The sequence below is a fragment of the Xanthomonas nasturtii genome (assembly GCF_023337365.3).
Lineage (GTDB): Bacteria > Pseudomonadota > Gammaproteobacteria > Xanthomonadales > Xanthomonadaceae > Xanthomonas > Xanthomonas nasturtii.
This window is the reverse complement of the sequence record NZ_CP142084.2, coordinates 3,343,265-3,368,832: the sequence shown is the minus strand read 5'-3', so window position 1 is coordinate 3,368,832 and position 25,568 is coordinate 3,343,265. Positions and strand designations below refer to the sequence as shown.

19 protein-coding genes and 2 pseudogenes are annotated in these 25,568 nt (G+C 63.4%); 13 read left to right on the top strand and 8 right to left on the bottom strand.

The window, feature by feature from the left end; all coding sequences use genetic code 11:
• Positions 1-81: 81 nt before the first annotated feature.
• Entirely contained in the window at positions 82-2,760 is a 2,679-nt protein-coding gene (locus M3O59_RS14715; RefSeq protein ID WP_064633665.1) for a TonB-dependent receptor, read from the bottom strand.
• Positions 2,761-3,479: 719 nt separating this feature from the next.
• Here M3O59_RS14715 and M3O59_RS14710 point away from each other — a divergent pair.
• Positions 3,480-4,478, top strand: a complete 999-nt coding sequence (locus M3O59_RS14710; RefSeq protein WP_181920570.1) for a glucokinase family protein — start codon at positions 3,480-3,482, stop codon at positions 4,476-4,478.
• Positions 4,479-4,612: 134 nt separating this feature from the next.
• Here the strand turns inward: M3O59_RS14710 and M3O59_RS14705 are convergent, their stop codons facing one another.
• Positions 4,613-5,347, bottom strand: a complete 735-nt coding sequence (locus M3O59_RS14705) for a 16S rRNA (uracil(1498)-N(3))-methyltransferase (RefSeq protein WP_116905965.1) — start codon at positions 5,345-5,347, stop codon at positions 4,613-4,615.
• Positions 5,338-6,756, bottom strand: a complete 1,419-nt coding sequence (gene bioA / locus M3O59_RS14700; RefSeq protein WP_116905966.1) for an adenosylmethionine--8-amino-7-oxononanoate transaminase — start codon at positions 6,754-6,756, stop codon at positions 5,338-5,340. The genes M3O59_RS14705 and bioA overlap by 10 nt, the downstream gene beginning before the upstream one ends.
• A gap of 41 nt (positions 6,757-6,797) precedes the next feature.
• Between bioA and nudE the strand changes: the two genes are divergently transcribed.
• The 8 genes and pseudogenes from nudE (at position 6,798) to gcvH (ending at position 12,014) form a co-directional block, all read left to right on the top strand.
• Positions 6,798-7,346, top strand: coding sequence for an ADP compounds hydrolase NudE (nudE, locus tag M3O59_RS14695; RefSeq protein ID WP_064633673.1), 549 nt, complete (start codon positions 6,798-6,800; stop codon positions 7,344-7,346).
• Entirely contained in the window at positions 7,343-8,143 is an 801-nt protein-coding gene (cysQ, locus tag M3O59_RS14690) for a 3'(2'),5'-bisphosphate nucleotidase CysQ (RefSeq protein WP_116905988.1), read from the top strand. Before nudE ends, cysQ begins: the two co-directional genes overlap by 4 nt.
• A gap of 239 nt (positions 8,144-8,382) precedes the next feature.
• Positions 8,383-9,417, top strand: coding sequence for a nucleoside triphosphate pyrophosphohydrolase (mazG, locus tag M3O59_RS14685; protein ID WP_116905967.1), 1,035 nt, complete (start codon positions 8,383-8,385; stop codon positions 9,415-9,417).
• On the top strand, positions 9,414-9,749 hold the full coding sequence (locus M3O59_RS14680; protein WP_116905968.1) for a YnfA family protein: 336 nt from the start codon (positions 9,414-9,416) through the stop codon (positions 9,747-9,749). The genes mazG and M3O59_RS14680 overlap by 4 nt, the downstream gene beginning before the upstream one ends.
• 2 nt (positions 9,750-9,751) lie before the next feature.
• Positions 9,752-10,051: pseudogene (locus M3O59_RS14675) on the top strand (SPFH domain-containing protein); the annotation flags it as partial.
• Positions 10,052-10,168: pseudogene (locus tag M3O59_RS14670) on the top strand (NfeD family protein); the annotation flags it as partial.
• A gap of 180 nt (positions 10,169-10,348) precedes the next feature.
• Complete coding sequence (gcvT, locus tag M3O59_RS14665) at positions 10,349-11,458, top strand: glycine cleavage system aminomethyltransferase GcvT (RefSeq protein WP_116905970.1); 1,110 nt, start codon at positions 10,349-10,351, stop codon at positions 11,456-11,458.
• Between the two features lie 160 nt (positions 11,459-11,618).
• The gene (gene gcvH, locus M3O59_RS14660; RefSeq protein WP_064633931.1) at positions 11,619-12,014 is read left to right on the top strand and encodes a glycine cleavage system protein GcvH; all 396 of its coding nucleotides are present in this window, start codon (positions 11,619-11,621) and stop codon (positions 12,012-12,014) included.
• 82 nt (positions 12,015-12,096) lie between these two features.
• Here the strand turns inward: gcvH and M3O59_RS14655 are convergent, their stop codons facing one another.
• Positions 12,097-12,642, bottom strand: coding sequence for a hypothetical protein (locus M3O59_RS14655; RefSeq protein WP_116905971.1), 546 nt, complete (start codon positions 12,640-12,642; stop codon positions 12,097-12,099).
• Positions 12,643-13,026: 384 nt separating this feature from the next.
• Between M3O59_RS14655 and M3O59_RS14650 the strand changes: the two genes are divergently transcribed.
• The gene (locus M3O59_RS14650; protein ID WP_082925818.1) at positions 13,027-13,530 is read left to right on the top strand and encodes a histidine biosynthesis protein HisIE; all 504 of its coding nucleotides are present in this window, start codon (positions 13,027-13,029) and stop codon (positions 13,528-13,530) included.
• 746 nt (positions 13,531-14,276) lie between these two features.
• Here M3O59_RS14650 and M3O59_RS14645 read toward each other — a convergent pair.
• Entirely contained in the window at positions 14,277-15,620 is a 1,344-nt protein-coding gene (locus tag M3O59_RS14645; protein WP_181920571.1) for a serine hydrolase domain-containing protein, read from the bottom strand.
• Positions 15,621-15,988: 368 nt separating this feature from the next.
• On the opposite strand from M3O59_RS14645, the gene M3O59_RS14640 reads away from it, so the two are divergent.
• Complete coding sequence (locus M3O59_RS14640; protein WP_064633937.1) at positions 15,989-17,350, top strand: NTP/NDP exchange transporter; 1,362 nt, start codon at positions 15,989-15,991, stop codon at positions 17,348-17,350.
• 294 nt (positions 17,351-17,644) lie between these two features.
• Positions 17,645-17,998 (top strand): DUF1304 domain-containing protein, encoded by a 354-nt coding sequence (locus M3O59_RS14635; protein WP_116905973.1) that lies wholly within the window; start codon positions 17,645-17,647, stop codon positions 17,996-17,998.
• Between the two features lie 215 nt (positions 17,999-18,213).
• Here M3O59_RS14635 and M3O59_RS14630 read toward each other — a convergent pair whose 3' ends face one another.
• Positions 18,214-20,688 carry an acyl-CoA dehydrogenase gene (locus tag M3O59_RS14630; RefSeq protein WP_064633942.1) on the bottom strand — a complete coding sequence of 825 codons (2,475 nt, stop codon included), beginning with the start codon at positions 20,686-20,688 and terminating at the stop codon, positions 18,214-18,216.
• Positions 20,685-21,608: an alpha/beta fold hydrolase gene (locus M3O59_RS14625; protein WP_116905974.1), complete on the bottom strand. Its 924-nt coding sequence runs from the start codon at positions 21,606-21,608 to the stop codon at positions 20,685-20,687. The genes M3O59_RS14630 and M3O59_RS14625 overlap by 4 nt, the downstream gene beginning before the upstream one ends.
• Positions 21,609-21,744: 136 nt before the next feature.
• On the opposite strand from M3O59_RS14625, the gene M3O59_RS14620 reads away from it, so the two are divergent.
• Entirely contained in the window at positions 21,745-22,353 is a 609-nt protein-coding gene (locus M3O59_RS14620) for a TetR/AcrR family transcriptional regulator (RefSeq protein ID WP_064633946.1), read from the top strand.
• Between the two features lie 126 nt (positions 22,354-22,479).
• Here M3O59_RS14620 and M3O59_RS14615 read toward each other — a convergent pair whose 3' ends face one another.
• A complete protein-coding gene (locus M3O59_RS14615; protein WP_116905975.1) occupies positions 22,480-25,335 on the bottom strand; it encodes a TonB-dependent receptor domain-containing protein in 2,856 nt (951 codons plus the stop codon).
• Positions 25,336-25,568: the final 233 nt, after the last annotated feature.

The window sequence follows — 25,568 nt, the reverse complement described above, 5'->3', positions numbered from 1 at the left end:
CATCAACCCGACCGTTGCGTGCAACGGTCGGGTCAAAAAAAACGCGCCACCGTGGAGGGGCGGTGGCGCGCCGGTGCTACATCAGAACTTGAAGTTCAACTGGGCCTGGTAGCCGCGGCCGTTCTTGTAGAACGCCGTTGGGGTATCACGCGTGTTGCTGAAGAGTCGGTAGGTTGAATCCAGCAGGTTGGTGGCGCCGAAGGTGATGCCCATGTAGTCGGTGATCTGATACGAGGCGCTCAAATCCAGCTGCTTGTAAGCGTCTGCAAAGTCGTTCGACGCCAAGCGGCCGATCTGGGTAAAGTACTTGGAGCGATAGCTATAGTTCATACGCACCATCCAGTCGCCGTGTTCCCAATACGGGATCACGTTATAGGTGTCACGCGACAGGTATGGCAGGTTCAAGCCGGAGCTGGAATCGGATTCGGCAAACGTGTAGTTGGCCTGCAAGCCAAAACCCAAACCGAAGGTCTGCTGGTAATTCACCGCCACACCCTTGACCTTGGCGTCGGACACGTTGATCGGCGTAGTGACCTGATACACGCCAGCCACTGCAGGCGGTGCTGGATTCAACTGCTGGCTGGCCGTGGTCCTGACGATGTAGGAGCTGATGTCGCGATAGAACACTTCACCGGACAACATGCTGGACGGTGCGAAATACCACTCGGCCGCCACGTCATAGTTGGTGGACTCATAAGGGTTGAGATTCGGATTGCCGCCACTGGCGGTCAGATCGCCGGTGCCGCTGTTGATGGTGAAAGTGCCGGCCAGATCGGAGTAGCGCGGACGGGCGATCACCTTGGCTGCCGAGAAGCGCAGTACGCTGTCTTCGGTCATGTCATAGGCGATATTGAAGCTCGGCAACGCCTTGCGATAGTCGTTGGTTTCGGCAACACGGTTGAAGTTTGCGCCGCCGTCGTTGCTTTGCCAAAACTCGGATTTGTTGGTGGTATCCACCAGGCGCACACCGACGTTTCCGCGGATCTTGCCGGTTTCGTAATTCAATTGCGTGTAGATGTTCTGGGTGATCTCCCCGACCTGGAACGACGCGCCGAAGTCGGTCCGATAAGGTCCCTGCGGCTGCGACAGCAGGTAATTACGCACGGCACCGAGGCCTGCAGTTGGCCAGGTGGTCAGGTCGCCGCTGGCACCCAGACCGTCGTAAAGACTGCTGGGCGTGATGCCCGGATTGAACTGTGTCAACGCCACCGTGTCAGTGGAGTTGATACGGTTGCCGCGTGCATCCACGCCATTGTCGTGGTTGATGTACTTGTAGCCGAACTGCAGCTTGGTGAACGGGCCCCATTCCAGATCGCGTGCGGCATCCCACTGGAAGTATTTTTCCTCGTCCAGGCTCTCCTGGTAGGCGATGCCGCCAGCCTGCATGATGCCAGTCGTGGTGCCCGGAACATTGCCCTCCTGGCCGGGCGCCAGGCCGGCGGGATTTCCCGGCAACACCCAGTTCGAGGCGCCGCCGTTATCGTAGTTCACTGCGGTGCTCCGACCATCGAAGGCGTAGTTGTAACCGCCGTCCTGCATCAGGAACTTCATCAGGTATTCGGGGTTCTTGCCGCCGGTGGCTTCGGTGTAACCGCCCTGGGTGGTGAACACCCACTTTTCGCCGGACCAGTCGTGACGCAGGTTCAGGCTCTTGGTGGTGACGGTGCTCTCGCGGTAGTTGGCATCCAGTTGCGCATATGGCTGACCCGCTGCGCCATCGCTCACCGTGGCCGAGGTGACAACACCGTTTTCCACGTTGGCTCTGGTGATTTTCTGGCGGTCGTCATTACACGCCGGGCACACGTAACGCGCCTGGCTGAAGTTGTTGTACTTGCCCTTGATGTACAAGCCGGTCAGGTTGAATTCGTTCTGCTCGTTCGGCTTCCACTGCAACGCACCCTGCAGGCCACTGCGCTCGCGGGTCTGCTGGAAGAACGCGCTGCTGATGCCGGCCGGTACGCGTGCGGTGGCCACATCGCTGCCGTCGCCGGTGATGGTGGCGGTGGGCGGAATGCCGGCGCCGGTGGTGTAGCCGAAGTATTCGATACCGGCGCGTGCCAGGTCCTGCTTGTCGTGCGTGGCGGAGATCAACGCGCCGAAGGTCTCGTCGTCGTTCTTCCAGCTCCACAGCGCCGAACCGCGCGGATTGCCTTCTTCCGAACGGTCGTTGTAGTTGTAGCCGATCGAGCCGCGGATAGTGTTCTTGGGCAGGTCCAGCGGCTTGCGGGTATGCACGATCACGGTGCCGCCGATCGAGCCTTCGTCGATGCGCGCTTCCGGGGTCTTGTAGACCTCCATCAGGCCGATGATTTCCGGCGACAGCAGGGTGTAGTTGAAGGTACGGCCACTGGTGTCGGTGGGATTGCCGCCCCAGTCGCCCGAGGCAATGGTCTGGCCGTTGAGCAGCACGCGGTTCAAGGCCGGGTCGGTGCCGTTGATGCTGACTTTTTCGCCTTCGCCGAACTGGCGGTCGACGGTGATGCCCGGCAGGTGTGACAGCGATTCAGCGGCATTGATGTCCGGGAACTTGCCGATGTCTTCGGCGCTGATCGCATCGACGATGGCGTTGGCCGAACGCTTGACCGCCTGGCTCTTCTCCAGCGACGCGCGGTAGCCGGTGACGGTGATGGTGTCCAGCTCGGTGGTGGCCGACGGCGCGCTGGCCGGGGCTTGTTGTTCTTGTCCGGCAGCCATTGCAGAGCCGGAGCAGTACAGAGCGGCGGTGATACAGAGTGCTAACGTCGTGGTGCGGCTGTGCATGGCTAAACCTCTTTGGTTAGTGCTGTGAGCGCGCGGCCTTCTTCAAGGCGTCAAGCGCTCGGCGTGGCCGGCAAAACAACACGTCCTGACCGATCGCGGTGGTCGCACTCATTTGCTCCGCAAGGGCAGCAGGTGGTGTCGATTCGCGTGGTAGAGGAGGTGTCCCCCGTGTGGTGAAACGGTAGAGCGAATGCGACATCGGCGAGTCGAACGTCTGGCGACGTGCCACTCGCGAATCTGGGCATGCAGGCGAGGGAAGCGCCGTTCGTCAGTACCGAACAGTTCCTGGCCCCTCCTGCCAGAACCTCGATTTGGGTCGAGTCTCGCGTAGCGCTGACAGCGTTGTCAACACATCGTCACAGATCTCTGATGCGGCTGCGATTGCGCTGCGACGCAGCATTTTTTTGGACGTCGGTGTCGAAGTCGGTGAGAGCTTGCGCGCACGTGAGGTTAGGCATCGTGTGCGCAATTGAAGCCTTCAATCGCTGTGCGGCCTTCGCTCGCGTCCGCTCGGGTTTTTGTGCGTAAATCGCCGTGATTCGTGCGGAATTTTCGTGGATGATGGGCGGGGCGGGAAATCCCGCTGCACGTGGTCGCCGTGGTTGCGTTACGGGGCGAATACTGACAACGTTGTCTACCCACTGCCGTTCGTCGGACAACGGGACAAGACGCCAGCCCGCTGCCACTTATCAGGAGAATGCGTGAGCGCAAGCAGCCCAATGGAAGCGGTGTCCTTTCCGCGCCCCGACACCTTCGTTGCCGCAGACGTGGGAGGGACGCATGTGCGCCTGGCACTGGTCTGCGCAAGCGCCGATGCGCGCAAGCCGGTCACGGTGCTGGACTACCGCAAGTATCGCTGCGCCGATTACCCAGGCCTGGCCGAGATCATGTCCGCGTTCTTTGCCGAGCTGCAATGCGCGCCGGTACGCCGCGGCGTGATCGCCAGTGCCGGTTATGCGCTGGAAGACGGCTCCGTGATCACGGCCAACCTGCCGTGGGTACTGGCGCCGGAGCAGATTCGCCGCCAGCTCGGCATGCAGGCCTTGCACCTGGTCAACGATTTCGAAGCGGTCGCCTACGCCGCCAATTACATGGCCGGCAATCAGGTCATGCAGTTGTCCGGCCCTGCGCAAGGTGCCGCAGGCCCGGCGCTGGTCCTCGGCCCCGGAACCGGGCTGGGTGCGGCGGTATGGATTCCCAATGGCGCCAACCCGATGGTGTTGCCGACTGAAGCCGGCCACGCCGCGCTCGCCGCCGCCAGCGATCTGGAAGTGGCCTTGCTGCAGGAACTGCGCCGCACGCGCACGCACGTGGGCACCGAAACCTTGTTGTCCGGCCCGGGCCTGTTGAACCTCTACACCGCGTTGGCTGCGCTGCGCGGCGAGCCTGCCGTGCATCAAGGTCCGGCCGATGTCACCGCCGCCGCATTGGCCGGCAACGACGGGCTCGCGCACGATGCATTGCAGGCGTTTTGCGGATTCATGGGCAGCGTGGTCGGCGACATGATGCTGCTCTATGGCGTGCGCAGCGGCGTCTATCTGGCTGGCGGGTTCCTGCCGCAGATCGCCACCTTCATTGCCAACAGCGACTTTGTCGCACGCCTGCTCGACAAGGGCGCATTACGTCCAGCGCTGGAGCAGGTGCCGGTGAGCATCGTCGAGCATGGCCAGCTCGGCGTCATCGGTGCAGCCAGCTGGTTTCTGCAGCACGGCCGCTGATTTGATCGCATTCCGCATTCCGCATTCGTGTAGGAGTGTCCTTGGACGCGATGAGGCTTTCCCGATAACGCCTCATCGCGCGCCAGCGCGCTTCTACGATTTACGGCGGGCATCACACGACCCGCAACACCGCGCTACAGATCCCCGAACCGCGACTGCAGTGCGGCAATCGCCGCCAGCCCGGCAGTTTCGGTGCGCAGGATGCGCGGACCCAGTTGCAGGCCGCTAAAACCGGCCTCGGTTAGGATCGTGCGATCGCGCGGCGACCAGCCGCCTTCCGGCCCAATCGCCACGATGATCCCTTGCGCGACATCCGCACTCAGCGTGGACAGGCGATGCTCGCCCTGCGGGTCCAGTGTCAGCCGTCGCGCCTGTAGGTCGCTGGCCTGCGCTGCCTCTTGCAAGCCAAGCGGCGCTGCGACGGTTGGTACGCGTGCGCGACCGGATTGCTCGCAGGCCGACACCACCACGCTGCGCCAATGCGCGACACGTTTTTCCATGCGTGCTGCATCGAGCTTGACCTCGGTGCGCTCGGCATTGACCGGCACGATGGCCGCAACGCCCAACTCGGTGGCTTTTTGCAGGACCAGATCCATCTTCTCGCCGCGTGCGATGCCCTGGAGCAGCGTGATGCGTAAGGGCGACTCGTTGGACAGCGCCTCCACGCGTTCCACCAGCGCGCGCGCCTCGCGCTTGCCGGCCACGGTGATGCGCGCGTGGTAGTCGCTGCCGTCGCCGTTGAACAGGATGCAGGTATCGCCCTCGCGTAGCCGCAGTACCCGCAGCAGGTGGTTGGCCGACTCTTCCGGCAGCGTCACTTCCTGGTCGCAGTGCAGCGGCAGCGCGACATGCGAACGGGTCAGGCGCATGCGACCGCCTCCGCGATGGCATGGCGCGTGGTCTCGGCCAGCAGCGCAAGCTGCGCGTCGTCCACGCAATACGGCGGCATCCAGTACAGCACGTCGCCGAGCGGGCGCAGCACCACGCCCTTGTCGAGCGCGGCGCGATAGGCCTTCAGCCCAACCCGCGCCGCAGACGGGAACGGGGTGCGCTTGTCGCCGCCCTGGGTCAGTTCAAAGGCCACGATCATGCCGGCCTGGCGCACGTCCGCCACGGCCGGGTGTTCGCCGATTTGCGCAGCCAGCTCGCGCATGCGCGCGGCCGTGTGCTGGTTGCGCGCAATCACCTCGTCGTCTGCGAAGATCTGCAACGTCGCCAGCGCCGCCGCGCATGCCAGCGGGTTGCCGGTGTAGCTGTGCGAATGCAGGAAGGCACGCTCGCGCGAATCGTCCAGGAACGCGTCGTACAACTGCTGCGTGGCCAGCACCGCCGACAGCGGCAGGAAGCCGCCGGTCAGCCCCTTCGACAGGCACAGCAGGTCTGGCATCACGCCGGCCTGTTCGCAGGCGAACAGGGTGCCGGTGCGGCCGAAGCCGGTGGCGATTTCGTCGGCGATCAAAAACGCGCCATGCGTATCGCATAACTCGCGCGCGCGACGCAGATAGGCCGGGTGGTACATGCGCATGCCGCCGGCACATTGCACGCGCGGCTCCAGAATCAGCGCGCAGATTTCGCCGGGCGATCGTTCGAACAGTGCCTGCAGCGCATCGGCGGCCTGCAATGCGTAGTCTTCCGCGCTTTGCCCGGGCTCGGCCAGGTAGGCATCGGGCGAGGGCGCAAATATCGACTCCAACAGCAGCGGCGCATACACGCGCCGATACAGCGGGATGTCGCCCACCGATAGCGCACCGATGGTTTCGCCGTGGTAACCGTTCTCCAGGGCGACAAAGCGCGTGCGCCGGTGCTCGCCACGATTGTGGAAATAGTGGAAGGCCATCTTCAGCGCGACCTCCACGCCGGCCGATCCGTTGTCGGCATAGAACACCTTGGCCAGCGGCGCGCGCCCTGCCTGGCGCGGCGCGATCGCCAGCAGCTGCTCGGCCAGTTGCACGGCCGGGGCATGCGTGAAGCCGGCCAGCATCACCTGCTCCAGCTCGCCGGCCTGGCGCGCGATGGCCGCACCGATGCGCGGTTCGGCATGGCCGAACAGGTTGGTCCACCAGCTGCTGACTGCGTCCAGATAGTGGCGGCCGTCATGGCCGACCAGCCACGCGCCGTCGCCACGCGCGATTGGCACCAACGGAAGCGTGTGCGGATGCTCGCGCATCTGCGTGCAGGGGTGCCACAGCACTGCAAGATCGCGTTGCCGCCAATGTTCGGCAGTTTGTGCGGCTGCAGGGTCTGCTAGGATTTCGGGTTCATGAACATGTCGATGCATCCTCCTATTCTATCGGCCCGCTCCGCGGCTGCGTGCGACGCATGAGCCCGCGCCTGCCGACCATCCACAAGATCACCGATCTGGGCGAGGGGCCGTTCCGTCGCCAGCAGCTGGATCTGGAATTTTCCAACGGGCAGCGGCGCATCTACGAACGTCAACTCAGCCAGGGCCATGGGGCCGTGGTGGTGGTGCCGATGCTCGATGCGCAGACCGTGCTGCTGGTGCGCGAATATGCCGCCGGCGTGCATCGCTATGAACTGGGTCTGGTCAAGGGCCGCATCGATGCGGGCGAGACGCCGGAGCAGGCCGCCGACCGCGAGCTCAAGGAAGAAGCCGGCTACGGCGCGCGCCAGGTGCAGGTGTTGCGCGCGATGACGCTCGCTCCTACTTATATGAGTCACCAATCCTGGTTGGTGCTGGCGCGCGACCTCTACCCCGAACGCCTGGTCGGCGACGAGCCGGAAGAGATGGACGTGATTCCCTGGCCGATCGCCCGTCTGGACGACTTGATGCTGCGCGAAGATTTCTCCGAAGGCCGCTCGCTGGCCGCATTGTTCATTGCGCGCGAATGGCTGGAGCGCAACCGGTGATCCGCATCCCGATGGAATTGCGCGAAACCGTGATCGCCATCGCCCGCGAAGCGGGTGAGGCCATCATGCAGGTATACGCACAGGACTTTGCTGTCGAGATCAAGGACGACGCCAGCCCGCTGACCCAGGCCGACCTGGCCGCCAATCGGGTCATCGTCGAGAGCTTGCGCCGCATCACCCCGGATGTGCCGGTGCTGTCGGAAGAGTCTGCGCACGTTGCCTGGGAAGAGCGGCAGTACTGGACCAGCTACTGGCTGGTCGATCCGCTGGATGGCACCCGCGAGTTCGTCAAGCGCAATGGCGAGTTCAGCGTCAACATCGCACTCATCCATATGGGCGCGCCGGTGCTGGGGGTGGTGCAGGCGCCTGTCGATGGGCGGGTCTGGTATGCCGCACGCGGCGAGAACGCTTTCCGCCGCGACGGCGACCGCGACGAGATGCTGCACACCCGCACCCCGGCGGCCATGCCGCTGCGCGTGGCCGCCAGCCGCTCGCACCGCGACGCGCGCACCGCCGCCGCACTGGAACGCATGGGCGAGATCGAGGTGGTGGCGCAAGGGTCGTCGTTGAAGTTCTGCCGTATCGCCGAAGGCGACCTGGATGTCTATCCACGCTTCGGCCCCACCTGCGAGTGGGACACCGCCGCCGGGCAGTGCGTGCTGCATGCGGCCGGCGGCGTATTGCTGGCCGGTGGCAGCGGCAAACCGTTCCGCTACAACCGCCGCGATACCTTGCTCAATGGCGACTTCATCGCACTGGGCGACCCCAATCTGCCCTGGCGCGATTGGCTGGCGTGAGTGGTGCGCGTGGAGGACAGCGCGCGACACCGTGCTGGCGCGACGCGCTGCCACGCGCGCGTTGGACTGCTGCGGCTATGCCTACGCCGCAGCCGCGCAAGAAGCGGACGACCTGAAAGGTACACTTGGGTGCCCGTGCGCGGTTGCATGCGGGGTCGTGCTGCAGCATGCGATGACATCGCCCCACGTGCGACGTACCGCCGGCAGCGCACTCACTCTCAAGGTTCCAGGAACACACGATGCCCCAGACCCCGCCGACCGGCGACATCCAGCAGCTGTTGCAGCTGATGGCGCGCCTGCGCGATCGCGACCATGGCAGCCCCTGGGATGTGCAGCAGACTTTCGCCAGCATCGCGCCGTACACCATCGAAGAAGCCTATGAAGTGGCCGATGCGATCGACCGCAACGACCTGGCGGGCCTGCGCGACGAACTGGGCGATTTGCTATTGCAGGTCGTCTTCCATGCGCAGATGGCAGCCGAGCAGGGTGCCTTCGGTTTCGCCGACGTGGTCGCCACGCTCAGCGACAAGCTGGTGCGTCGTCACCCGCATGTGTTTGCTGATCAGCAGCTCGACGATGCGCAGGCGGTGAGCGCCACCTGGGAGCAGATCAAACGCGAGGAACGTCGCGCCGCCGGCAACCAGGACGACTCCGCACTCGCCGGCATCGCGCGCGGTCTGCCCGAATGGCAGCGCTCCACCAAGTTGCAGGCGCGTGCGGCGCGGGTCGGCTTCGATTGGCCCGGCCCGGCACCGGTACTGGAGAAACTGCAGGAAGAAATCGAAGAGCTGCGCGTGGAATTCGCGCGCGGCCCGGTGCTCGACAATCAGGCGCGGCTGGAAGACGAACTTGGCGATGTCTTGTTCGTCTGCGCCAATCTGGCGCGGCACGCCAAGGTCGATGTGGGCGCTGCGCTGCGGCACGCCAACCTCAAATTCGAACGTCGCTTCCGTGCGATGGAAGCACAGGCGCACGCGGCCGGCACTGCATTGAATGCGTTGTCGCTAAGCGATCAGGAAGCGCTGTGGCAGCAGGTCAAGCGTGGCGAACGAGGCGGCGATGCCTCGGCCATCGACAGTCCGGCAGGCGATGGTTCCACCAGCCACGCACCCACCAGCCACGCACCCACCAGAGCCGCAGCGGTGTCCGACCAACCGCCTGGCGACAGCGCTAGCACCGTTCACCCCGCTGGTTGCACGCAAACTGCCGAGCGCGCGCACATGCATCCAGCGACGCTCGACACTCCAGGTGCCAATAAACCACGTCCCGCATGAATACCACGCCCATCACGCTGCTGCTGTTCGCGGCAACCGCGCTCGCCGAATTGGTCGGTTGCTACCTTCCGTATCTGTGGCTGCGCAAGGGCGGCAGCGCGTGGTTGTTGCTGCCCACCGCGTTGAGCCTGGCGATCTTCGTGTGGCTGTTGAGCCTGCATCCGGAGGCCAGCGGCCGGGTGTACGCAGCCTATGGTGGCGTTTACATCGCCAGTGCGCTGCTGTGGTTGTGGTGGGTGGACCGGGTGACGCCGACGCGTTGGGACCTGCTCGGCGCCGCCTGCTGCCTGCTCGGCATGGCGATCATCATGTTCTCGCCGCGTAGCGCCTGATAGCGTTCCGCGACACCGACGCGCGCCGCGAACGTCTGGCCGAGGCGCGCGTCACCCAGGTAGTGTCCGACGCGATCGCCAATGGCAGCGTGCAGGCCTTCAACTATTTCGTCGCACAGACGTATGTGGAAGCGTTCAAGGCGCTGGCCACCGCGCCCGACCAGAAATTCGTGCTGATGCCGATGGAATCCAGCGGCATCATCGGCTCGATCGCCGGTATCGCCGAGCTGGCCAAGGAGGCGATTGGCAAGCCCGACGCGCCCGCCGTGCGCGTGCCGCCGATACCGCCGCGCGCAGGGAGTCGCGCCAGGGTCGACGATGCGTTCTGGGTGGTCGGCGGTCCGGACCTGTCGGCCGGCATGCCGGTGCGCATCGTCGGTGTCGATGCCATGACCTTGCTGGTGCAACCCGCCGATTGATCCGTGCGGGCGAGGCGCGCTGCCATGCCGACGCCTGCATTGCTGCAGCGCGGCGTAGCCTGGTGCCGCGCGTGCGCAACGCGGTTGGTTTTCCCTCGCATGCACGCGGCTGCCTGCATGCCGTTCCCCCAGGCGCGGCAGGGCAGCGATAATGGGCGTCTTTTCCTTGGAACGGCGCTCATGACCCAGAAGACCATCCTCAATGACACCCATCGTGCGCTCGGCGCCAAGATGGTCGACTTCGGCGGTTGGGACATGCCGATCCACTACGGCTCGCAACTGGACGAGCACCATCAGGTGCGCCGCGACGCAGGCATGTTCGATGTCAGCCACATGACCGTGGTCGACCTGCACGGCGCGCGCGTGCGTGAGTTCCTGCGCTACCTGCTCGCCAACTCGGTGGACAAGCTCAAGGTCGCCGGCAAGGCACTGTACACCTGCATGCTCAATCCGCAGGGCGGGGTGATCGACGATCTCATCGTCTATTACATGCGCGAAGACTTCTTCCGCCTGGTCGTCAACGCCGCCACCCGCGAAAAGGACCTGCAGTGGATCGGCGAGCAGGCCGCGCGCTTCGAGGTACGCGTGGAAGAGCGCAGCGACTTTGCGATGATCGCCGTGCAAGGCCCCAACGCGCGCACCAAGGTCATCGACCTGCTGGACCCGGCCGACACCGCAGCGGCGAGCAAGCTCGGCCGTTTCGCCGCACTGCAGACGCGTTCGCGCGATGGCATCGAACTGTTTCTTGCGCGCACCGGCTACACCGGCGAAGACGGTTTCGAAATCGTGTTGCCGCAGGACGCTGCAGTCGCGTTCTGGAATGCGCTGCTCACCCAGGGCGTCAAGCCGGCCGGCCTGGGTGCACGCGACACCTTGCGGCTGGAAGCCGGCATGAATCTTTACGGTCAGGACATGGACGATGCGGTCACACCTTACGAGGCGGCGTTGGCCTGGACGATCACCCTGGACGAAGGCCGCGACTTCATCGGCCGCAGCGTGCTGGAGTCGCAAAAAGCACAAGGCGCACCGCGCCAGCTGATCGGTGTGGTGATGGACGAGAAGGGCGTGCTGCGACATGGCCAGACCGTGCTCACTGGCAGTGGCGAAGGCGAAATCCTGTCCGGCACATTTTCGCCAACGCTGGGCAAGGCGATTGCCTTCGCACGCGTGCCGGCCGGCAGCATCGAGCAGCTGCGTGTGGACATCCGCGGCAAGCAGGTGCCGTTGCGCGCGGTGAAATTTCCCTTCGTGCGCGACGGCCAGGCACAGCCCGGCGTGCTCGGCGACTGAGAGCGGCCCTGAAGCGTGCGGCGCCGGCCGCGCACTCCGCGCCCGGCTCCGTGCATGCATCTGCAACATCCACCACCAGACCGACGCGCGTGCACCTGTCTTGTCGCGCGGTCTAAACTAGCCACCTGTCCCCAACCCTCATCTTTCCCGGAGCACACCCATGAGCGAGATCCCTGGCGACCTCAAGTTCCTCAAATCCCACGAGTGGGCCCGCGTCGAAAGCAACGGCCGCGTGACCGTCGGTATTTCCGACCATGCGCAGGGCTTGCTGGGTGACCTGGTCTACGTCGAACTGCCGGGTGTCGGCGATACCGTGCAGGTCGGCAACGGCGCTGCGGTGGTGGAGTCGGTCAAGGCCGCCTCCGACGTCTACAGCCCGGTCAGCGGCACCGTCGTCGAGGTCAACAGCGCCTTGAGCGACAAGCCGGAAACCATCAACGAAGACGCCTACGGCGAGGGCTGGATCTTCGTCGTCGAGATCGACGACAAGGAACAGCTCAACGACCTGCTGGCTCCCGACGACTACGCCGAGCTGCTCGAAGACGACGAGCACTGACCTCCAATCTTCGCGCTGGCACCGATGGCCGCTCTCAGAGCGGCCATTTTTTTTTGGGGCGCGCCGTCGCCAGCGAAGCGCATTAGCGGTGCAGCGATACCATGCCAGCGTCAGTGCCATCTGCGATGGGTACGCCATCGGTCGGTCGTCGACGATCGCGGTGGTGGCGCGTGGCTGCGGTTGGCGTGTTGGCAGCAACGATCGAACGCGCTGCCACTGCACGTCCACCGACAGGCGCGACGGATTTCTGACGTGAGTCGTTCGTGAGGATCTGGCGTGCAGCCGGTGAAAAATTTTCGGCCGTGTTGCCTGTCGCAATCATCCGGCAGCGCGTGCGATGCATGCCGTGTTCGGTGTGCGTGGACGCATGCATGGCGATCAAACCACACAATAAGTTTGCGCATTTCTGCTCAAGCGGCGTCGGAAGTACGGCTGGTCGATAAAAGATTTTCAGCTGGCGGACAGGCGGCAAGCAATGCCGTCGCGTCGATGTCTCCGCCGCGTCGTCGAAGCGCTTGAACCGGTGTGCAAGTGCACTGCTGAAAAAAAACAGCAGAAAAGAAGTGCTTTTTTGAAAACGCTGTTGGAGTGACGCGCGTATTGGCCAGGCATGCATGCCGGCGAGCATGCTGTTTCTCTGTCGTCGATGCGGTATGCCGCGATGCCTGGCTGAAAAAAAATTGCAAAAGAGTGTTGACAGTAAAAAAAAGCGTGATTAGGTTTCGCCCAGCAGACATTGCTGCGGAAGAGAGTAAGCAAGATCGACATCACGCCGACAAGCTTGTTCCGGATGTCCACCGAAGCGCCAACCACGGTGGAGTCGGGTCCGCTTCTCTCCAAGAAAGCAGTTGTCGTTTCGACTACGCACCCGTGTCGCCGTTCGATGCGGGTGTTTCTGTATCCGTCCCGTCGCGCATCACCTGCGGACGGTTCCCGACGACGGCATGCTGTCGCGGGGTTTGGTTCAACTGGGCGTTTCACCTCCATAGTTCACTGACGAGGAGCCAATTACATGGCCACTGCAAAAGCTGCGAAAAAGAAACCCACTGCCAAAAAGGCAGTGAAGAAGACTGCCGCCAAGAAGGCAGTCAAGAAGGTCGCCAAAAAGGCAACCGCCAAGAAGGCAGTGAAAAAGACTGCTGCCAAGAAGGCCGTCAAGAAGACTGCAAAGAAGGCAACCGCCAAGAAGGCAGTGAAGAAGACTGCCAAGAAGGCGGTCAAGAAGACTGCAAAGAAGACTGCAAAGAAGGCAACCGCCAAGAAGGCAGTGAAGAAGACCGCAAAGAAGGCGACCAAGAAGGCCGCCGCCAAGAAGGCAGTGAAGAAGACCGCTAAAAAAGCCGTCAAGAAGACCGCCAAAAAGGCAGTAGCGAAGAAGGCGACCAAGAAGTCCGCCACCAAGAAGGCTGCTACCAAGAAGTCTGCAGTGAAGAAGGTCGCCAAGAAGAAGCCGGCCGTTCGCAAGAAGAAGGCTGCTCCGGTCGCGCTGCCCGCAACCCCGGCACCGCTGATCTGATCTTGTAACACCCGATCGCCGTAAAACATCGAGCTCTCTCCCCGACGCCCAGCGGGGAGGGAGCTTTTTTATTGCCTGGGGTGTGGCGATTTACGGCCGTCAGTGCCCGAGTGCGGGCCGGCGACCTGAAGGCGATCGCGCGCGCCCTTCGTGCCTTGTCCTTCGGGCACTATCTTGTGTCGAGAACGCGCACGTGCATCGCTGGGGTCGTGCGAAGGTGCCATCGTTGACAGGGAACGAGCGATGGCTCGATTCCTTGAGCCTCACTTCAGCCGATCCGCCAACGCAGTCGATCGCGCGCTTGGCAACCGGCGTCGTGGCCCCGCGATGGTGGATGATCGATACGGCCCTGGCCGTGCGTTCGGCTGCTAAGCACCTCTCCAGCAGCACCGACGGCCCGATGTTGATCCTGGCCTGTGTCGCTCGCAGAGGCAGACGCGTGCGAGATCCGCGGCGCCGGCCGGGTTTCAACGATCTGCTGAGTGGCAACGACTATGCTCCGTCGGCATCTGCCATGCGCTCTATGCGATACCTTCCAGGTTGTCACCACCCAGTGCCTACAGCGGGCGTGCAACTACCAAGTTGCGCCCGACACGGATGGCCTCGCATATGTGAGGCAGCTGAACCCGATCGGCGCGCCTGCGGGTGGCCGACGCACGCGAGAGCGGAAGCACCACAAACGACAAAGGCGGCCGAAGCCGCCTTTGTCTGCAGTCACCGACAGCAGGTCGGTGCAGTGAGGCCATTCAGCGCGGCGACGCCACCGACTTGCCGGAAGACGCGCCCTTGCCAGCCGGGTCGGGCTTCTCTGCCAGCATGTTCTCGCTACCGAAGTCGCCGTCCACATCGATATCCAGCCAGCGCTTGACCGGCAGGCCGAGCGCGCGGTCCAGGATGGTCGGCAGCATGCCCGAGGGCATGCCGCTTTCGCCGTTCCACATGATTGCAATGCCCAGATCACGCTCGGGCAGCAGCGCAACCAGACCGCGGTAGCCCTGCACCGCACCGGCATGGAACACCACTTGATGGCCGGCGTAATCGAACACGCGCCAGCCCAGCGCGTAGCTGGCCGCATCTACCCGCTCGTGGCGCCAACCCGAGCGCATTTCGCCCGGCGTGGAGATCAGCGGCGCATGCAGCGTCGCCAGCAGCGGCGCAGGCAGCACGTCGGTGCGATGGCCGGTGTGTGCAAGCAGCCACTGCGCCATATCGCTGGCGCTGGCGTTGACGCCCGCAGCGGGCGCCAGGCGGTAGTAGGTCGGCTTGGGTGTCAGCGACACCCAGCCATTGCGGCTGCGCACGTGCGGGCGCGCCCAGTGCGGGCTGGCCTGGATGCCTGCTAGCCCCATGCTCGCGTCGTTCATGCCCAGCGGCTTGAAGATGCGGCGTTCCACCGATTGCTCATAGAAGCTGCCCGATGCGGCAAACACCACATCGCCGACCAGGCTGAAGGCCACGTTCTGATACGCGTAGCAGTCGCCAGGTGCGCAGCGCAGTGGCGCGGTTGCCAGCTTGTGGCTGAGCGAGTAGTAGTCGACATTGGATTCGATATCGCGGTCGTAGGCATTGCGGGTCAGGCCGACGCGATGGCTGAGCACTTCGGCAACGGTGAGCTGGCGGGTCGCCACGTTATCGCTGAGCTGGAAGCCGGGCACGTAGTCGACCACCTTGCTGTCCCAGCGCAGCACGCCGTCGTTGACCAACAGGCCGGCCATGGTGCCGGCGAAGGCTTTGGACAGCGAGGCCAGACGAAACACGGTGTGGCCATCGACCGGCTGCGGATGATTGACGTCGGTGACGCCGTAGCCGCGGGCGCTGAGCACCTTGCCGCCCTGCACGATGGCCATCGCCATCCCGGGCACGCGGTTGCCGTAGGTCAACTGGTCCGCCATCGACTCGAAGGCCGCCACATCGAAACCGGCGGCCGGTGCCAACACCTGATCGGCCGGCAGCGAGGTGCGATACGGCAGCGGAGCGGTGGGCGACTGCGCACGCGTGGCCGGCTGCAGCGCAGTAGCGGTGGGCGCGGGTGTCTGCGCGGTGGAAGAGAGGGCCAGAGGCAGTAATGCCCCGAGCAGCCCGATGGCCAACGGTCGGAACCGTCGGCGCGTGCGCATTTCTGTCATGGTTGTCCCGCCTGTTCCACTGCCTCCGACGATTCTAGCGCCGCGCTTTGCAATAGCACAAACTGCCGGAAGATGAATGGGCATCATATTGATCCTATTGATGATTTCAGATTCAGAAATCGAGCGTTCCGGTGGGGCCGAGTCGTCGCTTTCTACTGATGCCGCGGAAGCTGCAAGCGGCGTGCCTGGGCAGGCGGCGTCCGGGCTGCAGTGTCTTGCGGGCGGTCGCTGGTGGTGCCGGGCCGCATCGGCTAACTTGCGCGCTTCTTTCGCGGGTGCGCCGCTGCCATGTTCTTGCCGTCGTGCCCGCTTGCGTGGGCAGCCGTTACACGATGACTAGCTCTTCTGCGCCGCGATCTGCGGCTGGCCGCCTGAGCGCGGCACTGCGAAGCTCGCCGCCGCTGGCGTGGTCGTTTCTTTACTTCTTTTGCCTGCTCAGCGGTTACTACGTGTTGCGCCCGGTGCGCGAAGCGATGAGCGCCTCAGCCGATGTGGAAGCAATTTTCCCGACCGGCATGATCGCGTTCTTCGCCGCACACGGCATGCCGCTGAAGGACTTCACCCTGCAGGTGCTGTTTACCTGCGCCTTCCTGATCATGCTGCTGCTGCAGCCGGTCTACGGCGCGCTGGTCAGCCGCTATCCGCGGCGGGTGTTCCTGCCGTTGGTGTACGGCTTCTTCATCGCGACGCTGCTGCTGTTCTATGTGTTGTTCGACAGCGGCGTGCCCGGGCGCGGCATGGCGTTTTTCTTGTGGGTGACCGTCTTCAACCTGTTTGCGGTGGCCGTGTTCTGGAGTTTCATGGCCGATGTCTTCAGCAACGCCGAAGCACGCAGCTACTACGGTTACATCGGTGCGGCGGGCACGCTGGGCGCGTTTCTCGGGCCGATCCTCACCCGTACCCTGGTCGAGCGCATCGGCATTGCGCATCTGATGCTGGTGTCGGCCGGGTTTTTGACCGTGTGCGTGGTCTGCGTGTTGCGCCTGCGGCTGTGGGCCGTTGCGCGCGAACAGCAGCGCCAGCTGAGCTCCGGCGAAGTGCCGATGGGCGGCGACGTGCTCGGCGGGCTCAAACTGATCGTGCGCGAGCCGCTGTTGCGCTGGTTGGCCTTCATGGTGCTGTTCGGCGTGGGGGTGGGCACCTTGCTCTACAACGAGCAGGCAGCGCTGGTGCGGCGGCTTTACACAGACGCAGCGGCGGCCACCGCTTATTACTCGAGCATCGACCTGGCGATCAACGCGCTGGCGCTGGTGCTGCAATTGCTGGTGACACGCGCGCTGTTGTCGCGTTTCGGCATCGCGCCGGCGTTGTTGATCCCGGGTGTGGCGATCATGTTCGGCTATGCCGTGCTGGCGGCATCGCCGTTACCGATGATGATTGCGATCGTGCAGGTGATCACCCGCTCCAGCGAATTCGCATTGGCCAAACCCGCGCGCGAGACGCTGTACACGCGCGTAGATCGTGAGTGGCGCTACAAGGCTGGCGCGGCGATCGACACGGTGGTCTATCGCGGCGGCGATCTCACCTTCGTCTGGGTCCACAAACTGGTGTCTGCGTTGGGCTCCAGCGCCGTGTTCGGCGTTGGATTTCTCGTGGCGACCGGTCTGACGGTTGGTGCGTTCGGCCTGTTGCGCGAGGCACGCAAGTTGCCTGCCGAGCGTGATGCTGAGACCGCCAGGCAGGCGTCCGACTAAGAGCGGCATCGGGGTCTTCCGTGAGCCATGTTTCTCGACCACGCAGCTTGCAACTCTGTGCTGCGGCGTTCCCGCGGCTTGCGGGTCGGAGCAGAAAGCAGGCCGTTTGCGGCCGTTGCACAACCGTGGAACGAGGGCAGCCGGCGCGCGTCATCGCGGTGCTCTAAGCGCATACGCAGCAGCCCTTGCATCTCTTCAGCCACGCTTGCGTCAGCGCCAGGGCGCCTCACGGCGACTGACAGGACGACCACGATCGCGACTATGCTGGCCGCCATTCCATCACACCTATCCGCCATGTCCCTGTTCGCCATCGTCGCCGGCCTGTGCGTCGCGCTGCTGCACGTCTATATCCTGGTGCTGGAAATGCTGCTGTGGACGCACCCGCTGGGCTTGAAGACCTTCCGCAATAGCCCACAGAGGGCGCAGGCCACCCGCGTGCTTGCAGCCAACCAGGGCCTTTACAACGGCTTCCTGGCTGCGGGCCTGTTCTGGGGCGCACTGGCTGCACGCACCGACGTGCTGAGCTTCTTCCTGGGCTGTGTGGTGGTGGCAGGTTGCTATGGCGCCTACAGCGTCAACCGTCGCATCTTCTTCGTGCAGGCGTTGCCCGCATTGATCGCGTTGGCGCTGGTGTGGTTGCCCCGCTGAGGCGGGTTGTTCGCTTCGTAGGAGCGGGCATGCCCGCGATGAAGCGTTACCGACAAGACCGCATCGCGAGCAGGCCCGCTTCAACAAGGCGCGGCTCGCTGGAAACCGGCCGGCAACCCAAGGTTGCCGGCAGCGCAGCCACGTAGCAGCAGGTCTCCACAAACAACAACGGCGGGCCGAAGCCCGCCGTCTTTATTGTCACCTTGGCTTGCGCTTTACGCCGCTTCGCGCGGTTGCTGCGCCTGCGGCTTGTCGTAGTAGCTGGCCGCACGCAGCTCGTGCGGATCGAAGTCGTCCACGGTGATGGTGTCCATCATGATCTCGCGCAGCTCTTCCAGCAGCTTGCGCTCTTCAAGGCTGAGCACGCCTTCGGCCACGGCTTCGTCTAGCTGCGCGGGGAAGTCCAGCGCTTCGATGCCCTTGGTCTTGAGCGCCTTCAGGAACTTGCGCTCCACCGGCTCGGCCATCACGGCCTTGGTCAGGTAGCTGGCAATACGGCCACCCGGGTTGTTGGCGCACGGCGTCAGGAACACGCCCTGTGCCAGCCGGTCGCGCGCTTCGTTTGGCGCCATCAGGATCGATGCCACGCGATGGCCCAGGCGGTCGCCCGGTGCTTCGGCACGACGGCCCAGCGGGAAGATCAGCACCCACATCAACCAACCCACCGGGCGGATCGGGAAATTACGCAGCGCTGCAGACAGCGCAGTTTCGATCTTGTGCACGCTATCGTGGAAGGCCCATGCCAGCAGCGGCTGATCGGTCGCCGGTGCGCCCTCGTCGTGGTAGCGCTTGAGCATCGCACTGGTCATGTAGATATGGCTCAGCACATCGCCCAGGCGACCGGACAACGACTCCTTGAACTTCAACTTGCCGCCCAGCATCAGCATCGACACGTCCGCCATCAATGCCAGGTTGGCCGAATAGCGATCCAGCTTGCGGAAGAAGCGACGCGTGTATGCATCGCCTGGCGCTGCGCCGATGCGCGCACCGGTCAGGCCGAACCAGAACGAACGCACGGCGTTGGAAATACCGAAGCGGATATGCCCGAACAGGCTCTGGTCGAACTCTTCCAGGCCACGACGCGTATCCGGGTCCTGCGCGGCCTTCATTTCCTTCATCACCCACGGATGGCACAGGATCGCGCCCTGGCCGAAGATCAGCAGGCTGCGGGTCATGATGTTGGCGCCTTCCACGGTCACGCCGATCGGCGCGGCCTGCCAGGCGCGGCCGGCAAAGTTGCGCGGCCCCAGGATAATGCCCTTGCCGCCGATCACATCCATCATGTCGCTGACCACTTCGCGGCCCATGGTGGTGCAGTGGTACTTGGCGATTGCCGACGGCACCGATGGCACGTCGCCACGATCCACCGCAGCGGCCGTGGCCTGCGCCAACGCACTGATTGCATAGGCCTTGCCGCCGATGCGTGCCAGCGCCTCTTCCACGCCTTCGAAGCGACCCACCGACAGACCGAACTGCTTGCGGATGCGCGCATATGCACCGGTCACCACCGCCGCGTATTTACCGCCGCCACTGGCGGTGGAGGGCAGGGTGATCGAACGCCCGACCGCCAGACACTCGTTGAGCATGTTCCAGCCCTTGCCTACCATCTCCACGCCGCCGATCAACTGGCTCAGCGGGATGAAGACTTCTTCGCCGTGGATCGGTCCGTTCTGGAACGGCGAGTTCAAAGGGAAGTGGCGACGGCCGATTTCCACGCCGGGTGTTTCGCGCGGCAGCAGCGCCAAGGTGATGCCGATGTCCTTCTTGTCGCCGATCAGGCCTTCCGGGTCGTAGGCGCGGAACGCCAGGCCGATCAGCGAGGCCACCGGCGCCAGGGTGATGTAGCGCTTGTCGAAGGTGAGCTTGACGCCGAGCACGTTGGCGCCGTTCCACTCGCCCTTGCAGACGATGCCGTAGTCCGGGATCGAGGTCGCATCCGAACCGGCGAATGGGCCGGTCAGACCGAAGCACGGCACTTCCGCACCGACCGCAAGGCGCGGCAGATAGTAGTCCTTCTGTTCCGGCGTGCCGTAATGCAGCAGCAGCTCGCCCGGTCCAAGCGAGTTCGGCACGCCGACCGTGGAGCTGACCACGCTGGAGATCGAGGACAGCTTCTGGATCACCTTGTGGTGCGCCAGCGCACTGAAGCCCAGGCCGCCATACTGCTTGGGAATGATCATGCCGAAGAACTTGTTCTTCTTGATGTAGTCCCACAATTCCGGCGGCAGATCGGCATGGACGTGGGTGATCTCCCAGTCGTTGACCATCTTGCACAACTCTTCCACCGGGCCATCCAGGAATGCCTGCTCTTCGGCACTCAACTGCGGCTTGGGATAATTGAGCAGCTTCTGCCAATCCGGGTCGCCGGTGAACAGCTCACCCTCGAAACCGACCGAACCGGTTTCCAGCGCAATGCGCTCGGTCTGCGACAGCGGCGGCAGCACCTTGCGGAAGAAGCCCATCAACGGTGTGGTGAGCAGCGGCTTGCGCAGGAACGGCAACAGCACCGGCGCGGAAATCAGCACCACCAGCACGGCGGCGGCGATGGTCGCGGTGAGGTTGGCACCCAACAGCCAGCATGCCACCAGCACGCAGGCGCTGATTGCAACCCAGGTGGCAAGCCGCATGCGGTGGTAGGCAGCGATGCCCGCCGCCAGGATGACGAGGAGGAACGGTGCAACGATGCTCATGGTCTTGCTCCAGTGACATGCTCGGTAATGTTGGACGCTGCGATGGTGCCAACCGAGGGCAGTGCGTCCAGATAATGCAACACGGTGGCGGTAAAGGTGGTGTTGTCGTCGCCGGCCAGCATGTGCGTGGCCTCGGGCAGATGCACGTGCTGCGCGTGCGGGGCGATGGACAGGAATTCGGCGATGTTGGCCGGGGTGACCAGATCGCTGCGCCCGCCGCTGATCAGCAGCATCGGGCAGCGTACCTGCGCTGCAGCTTCCACCAAGGCGTGCTGCTGCAGCTGCGCATCCTGACCGGCCAGCTCGTCGACCAGACGCGGGTCCCAATGCCAATGCCAGCGGCCATCGTCGCGCTGCCGCAACAAGGCCTGCAATTGTTCAGTCGTCTTGCGTGGGCGATGCGGCAAATACGCGGCGATTGCATCGGCCGCCGCATCCAGCGATGTGAATCCATCGGGATGCGCGGTCGTGAAGCGCAGAATGCGCTCAACGCCCGTGGTGTCCCACCGCGGCGTGATGTCGACCAGCACGATGGCACGGAAGAGTCCCGGCCAGCGCGCCTCTGCAAGCAACCCGAACAGGCCATCCATCGATGCGGCAACCAGCACGGGCGGTTCGGTCTGCTCGCCTGCCAACACGATCAGGTCGTTCGTGAACTGCGTTGCCGAATAGGGCAGCTCGGCCGCATTGACGCTTGAATCGCCATGCCCGCGTGCGTCGTACGACAGCGAACGGTAGCCCGCTTCGGCCAGCGTCGCTGCAGTGCTCTCCCAGGCGTGCCGCGTCTGCCCCAACCCGTGCGCCAGCAGCACGGCCTGCGCGGATTCGACGCCCCGTACCGATACCGCAAGCACGGCGTCGCCAGTGTTGACACTAGACACGGACGCACTGACGGCAAGGGTAGAAGGTGAGGTGACCATACCTAATGGTATGGATACGGGCCGCGTGATGTCAATACTCAATGGTATGGATGGTTAAGCCATTGACTCGTGCCTGTGGCCAGTCAATCACGTGATGCATACTGCAACTGACTCAAGCGTATGGTTAAATCGCGTCATGAACGACATCACCGACTCCAGCGTTACCACGCCCCGCGCCAGCTCCGGTCGCGGCAACCGCCTCAGCGCGGACGATTGGGCACAGGCCGCGCTCGACCTGATTGCCGAACAGGGCGTGGGAGCGGTCGCCGTCGAGCCACTGGCGCGCCGGCTCGGCGTCACCAAGGGCAGCTTCTACTGGCACTTCCCCTCGCGCGACGCACTATTGCAGGCCGCCCTGGAGCGCTGGGAAATCTTCGAGCAAAAGGAAGTGTTCGGCAGTCTGGAAGACGTGCCCGACCCCAGTGCCCGCCTGCGCGCGCTGTTCCAACTGGTTGCACACGAAGTCACGCCGCACGTGATCTACAGCGAGTTGCTCAAGGCACTCGATCATCCGGCCGTGCGCCCGGTCATCGACCGCGTCTCGCAACGCCGCCTCGATTACCTGATCGCCTCGTTCCGCCAGGCCGGCCTGTCACGCACCGACGCCCAGCACCGCGCCCGTTTGGCCTACGCCGCCTACGTCGGCTTCCTGCAGCTATCGCTGCAGCTGCAGCAACCCAAGCAGGCCCGCGAAGAATTTGAATCCTATGTCGAGCATGTGATTCAGACGTTGATTCCTGGGTGAGTTCGTCTCGAGCTATCGCTTGACGTGTCAAAGCAATAGCCAAGCAAGCAAAAACCAATAAAAAAGCCGCTATTCCTTCGAATAGCGGCTTTTTGTTTGCGGTTTACGTTTTAACCAAACTGCCTATCAGAACCTCTGGGTGTAGCGCATGTAATAGAAACGACCCGGAATTTCGTACTGCGAGTCAAAACTATTGGCAAACGCGGTTGCAGCCTGCGGCGGATCGCGGTCGAAAGCGTTGTTCACGCCGACGGTCACGCGTGCATTCCACGGAGCCTTCCAATAAGCGGCCAGATCAGTATAGGTCACGCTCGGCACATGGTTACGCGGAGCGGCGCCAGCATCGGTTCTACGATTTGGATCCGAGCACAGCAGTGCCACGTTGGCCGGGGTAGCGACGTTGGCGCCTGTGCAGTTTTCAACCTGCGAGCTGTAGTAGCGCATAGAGGCCGAGCCGCCGACATCGCCCAATTCCCAGTTGAGCATCAGGTTGGAGCGGATACGCCAGTTGTTGTCACGTGCCGAACCGCCACGGTACAGGCCAACGCGGGTTTCCGGATCCTGCAGCGGCTTCTCGACCACGAACTTGCTCATGTAGGTCGAATCCCACACCACATTGAAGCTACCCCAAGCGGTGTCCGGCAAGCGATAGCCCACGGTCAGGTCGTAGCCTTCGGCTTCGATCTTGGCGATGTTGTTGGGCACTGCCAGCAGGTTGGAGACTTCGCCGGTCGCCTCACGCTGAATCAGCGAGCAGGCATTGGCGATCCCGCCCACGTAGCAGCTGTCCAGGGTTTCTTGCACGGTCTGCAAATCGATCGCGTCTTCGATCTCGATGTTCCACCAGTCGAGCGAGACATCCAGGCCGGTCACCCAACCCGGGCTGTAGACGAAGCCCAACGTCTTGGACGTCGAGGTTTCCGGCTGCAGATTCGGATTGCCGCCGGTAGCGGTACGCACCTGCGGGTTGGCCTGCGCGTAAGCCGGCACGGCGCCACACGAACCCGGACGCGTTCCATTGACGGAACCGTCGCTGAAAGAACCTGCGCAAGGATCGCGCACATCTTCGAAGGTATCGCTCACACCCTGGAACAGCTCGTTGATCGACGGGGCGCGGAAGCCCTGCGACCAGTTACCACGGATCATCAAGTCGGTGATCGGCTTCCAGCGGAAACCGAACTTGCTGTTGGTGGTATCACCGAAGTTGCTGTAATCCGAATAGCGCGTTGCCAGGCTGAAATCGAGCAGCTGTGCGCCCGGCAGATCGGCCAGCAGCGGCACGGCGAGTTCGAGGTAGGCTTCGTCCAGCTTGTAGCCGCCGTTGGTGGCGGTACGCGCATTGCCGGTGGTGTCGCCAGAGTTGATCAGCGCGTCCGGATCATCGAAGCCCGATTCTTCGCGGTGTTCAGCGCCCAAGGAGAATGCAAACGCGCCTCCCTGCAGATCGAACAGTTCGCCACCGATGTTGCCGAAGTAAGTCTTCTGCTCATATCCGTAGAGGTCATGTGCATTGAAGCCGGCATAGCTCAGCATTTCCGGGGTCAACGAACCCGGTCCGCTCAGCATGTCCATCGGGACGCAGCCGTCGATGGTGCTGGCAGCAGTGCCGCAACGTGCGACGCCGCCTGCGTCAACAAACGACGGGCCAAGCGCATTACGCAGCGCGGAGATGTTGAACAGGCCGGTGGTGCGGTCGGTCTGGTCGTTCTTGCCGTAGAACATACCGGCTTCCCAGCTGAAGAAGCGCTGGCCAATTTCGAAGTCACCTTCGAATGCGCCGCTGAAACCGAACGTCTTGACGTTCTGGGTGAAAATGCGGCCGCCGGTCTCTTCAGCACGGTACTGGATGTAATCAATATCGCTGCCAGTGTTGTTATAGATGTTGTTGGCAGAGATGACGATGTCTGCACCATTGGTGCCAGGTGCGGAGCGGCCCAGTACGATCGGCATCGGCGCGAGGACCTGGCTCGACTCACGCTCGTTGTAGGTCACCGTGGTCTTGAAGCGCACGTTGTCGGTGATCGACAGGCCGGCGTCGGCGAACACCGACTTACGCTCCTGCGGGGTCACTAAATAGTTGGCCGGCGCAAAGTTGTAGCTATCGGCAGCCGTGTAATTGCGCGAGGTCGTACCACCGTTGTTGGTGATAGAGAACCCAGGCGTTCCATTGAAACGAGTTGCGCCGAATGTCGGCGCGCCGGTAGTGGGGTCGGGGCCAGTCGGTCCAAAAATGCCGAAACGCCCACCTGGAATCGTGGTGCTGTTGCCGGTGCCGGGAACGGCGCCGGAGACCGCCACTGCGGAAATCTCTCGATCGCCCGCCCATACCGGCTCTTCTTTGACGTAGCCAACACCCAGGGTGGCGTGCCAACGATCGCCCGTCGAGCCGATGGTGAAGTCGTAGGACTCGCGGCTGCCGTCGCCCTTGTCGTACTGGCCGAAGTAAGCATTCGCTTCGGCGCCATCGAAGTTCTGGCGCAGGATGATGTTGACCACGCCGGAGATGGCGTCGGAGCCGTAAATCGTGGAGGCGCCGTCCTTCAGGACTTCGATGCGCTCGACGGCAGCAGTCGGAATCGTGTTGAGGTCGACTGCGCCGCCCAGGCCTGTGCCGCCGACCCAACGACGACCATTGACCAGCACCAGGGTGCGGTTGGAACCGAGGTTACGGAGGTTGACGCGCGTTTCGCCGTTGCCACCATTGTTGACGTTGCTGTTGAGCGCCGAACCGCCCGAGCTGATGTTCTGGATCACGTCGCCGATGGAGGTCAGACCCTGCGATTCGATCTGCTGACGGCTCATGCTGAAGACCGGCTGCGATGTTTCGACGTCAGCGCGCTTGATGCGCGAACCGGTCACTTCGATCTTGTCGAGGTTGGTGGCGCCGCCGGCTTCCTGAGCGATGGCGGTACCGGTACCGGCCACACCCACGACAAGCGCGAGGACAACTGCATCGCGCAGTTTGTTGGACTTGCAATTCATTAGCTCTCTCTCCAAGTGATCTTGGGTACTGCCAAGGGTTGTTTGCCTGCCGGGGGGCCGAAGAAGCGGATCCAAATCGACAAGGTGAACCGATGGTATATGCGTTGCGCCCGGAATTAAAGTCCCGTTAACGAAAAAGAAGGAAGTCGTGAAAAAGGGCTGTTTCAGGCATTCCTGAACGAAAAACGCCACCGATTGTGTGATCGGTGGCGCTATTGGAATTCCGTTTTACG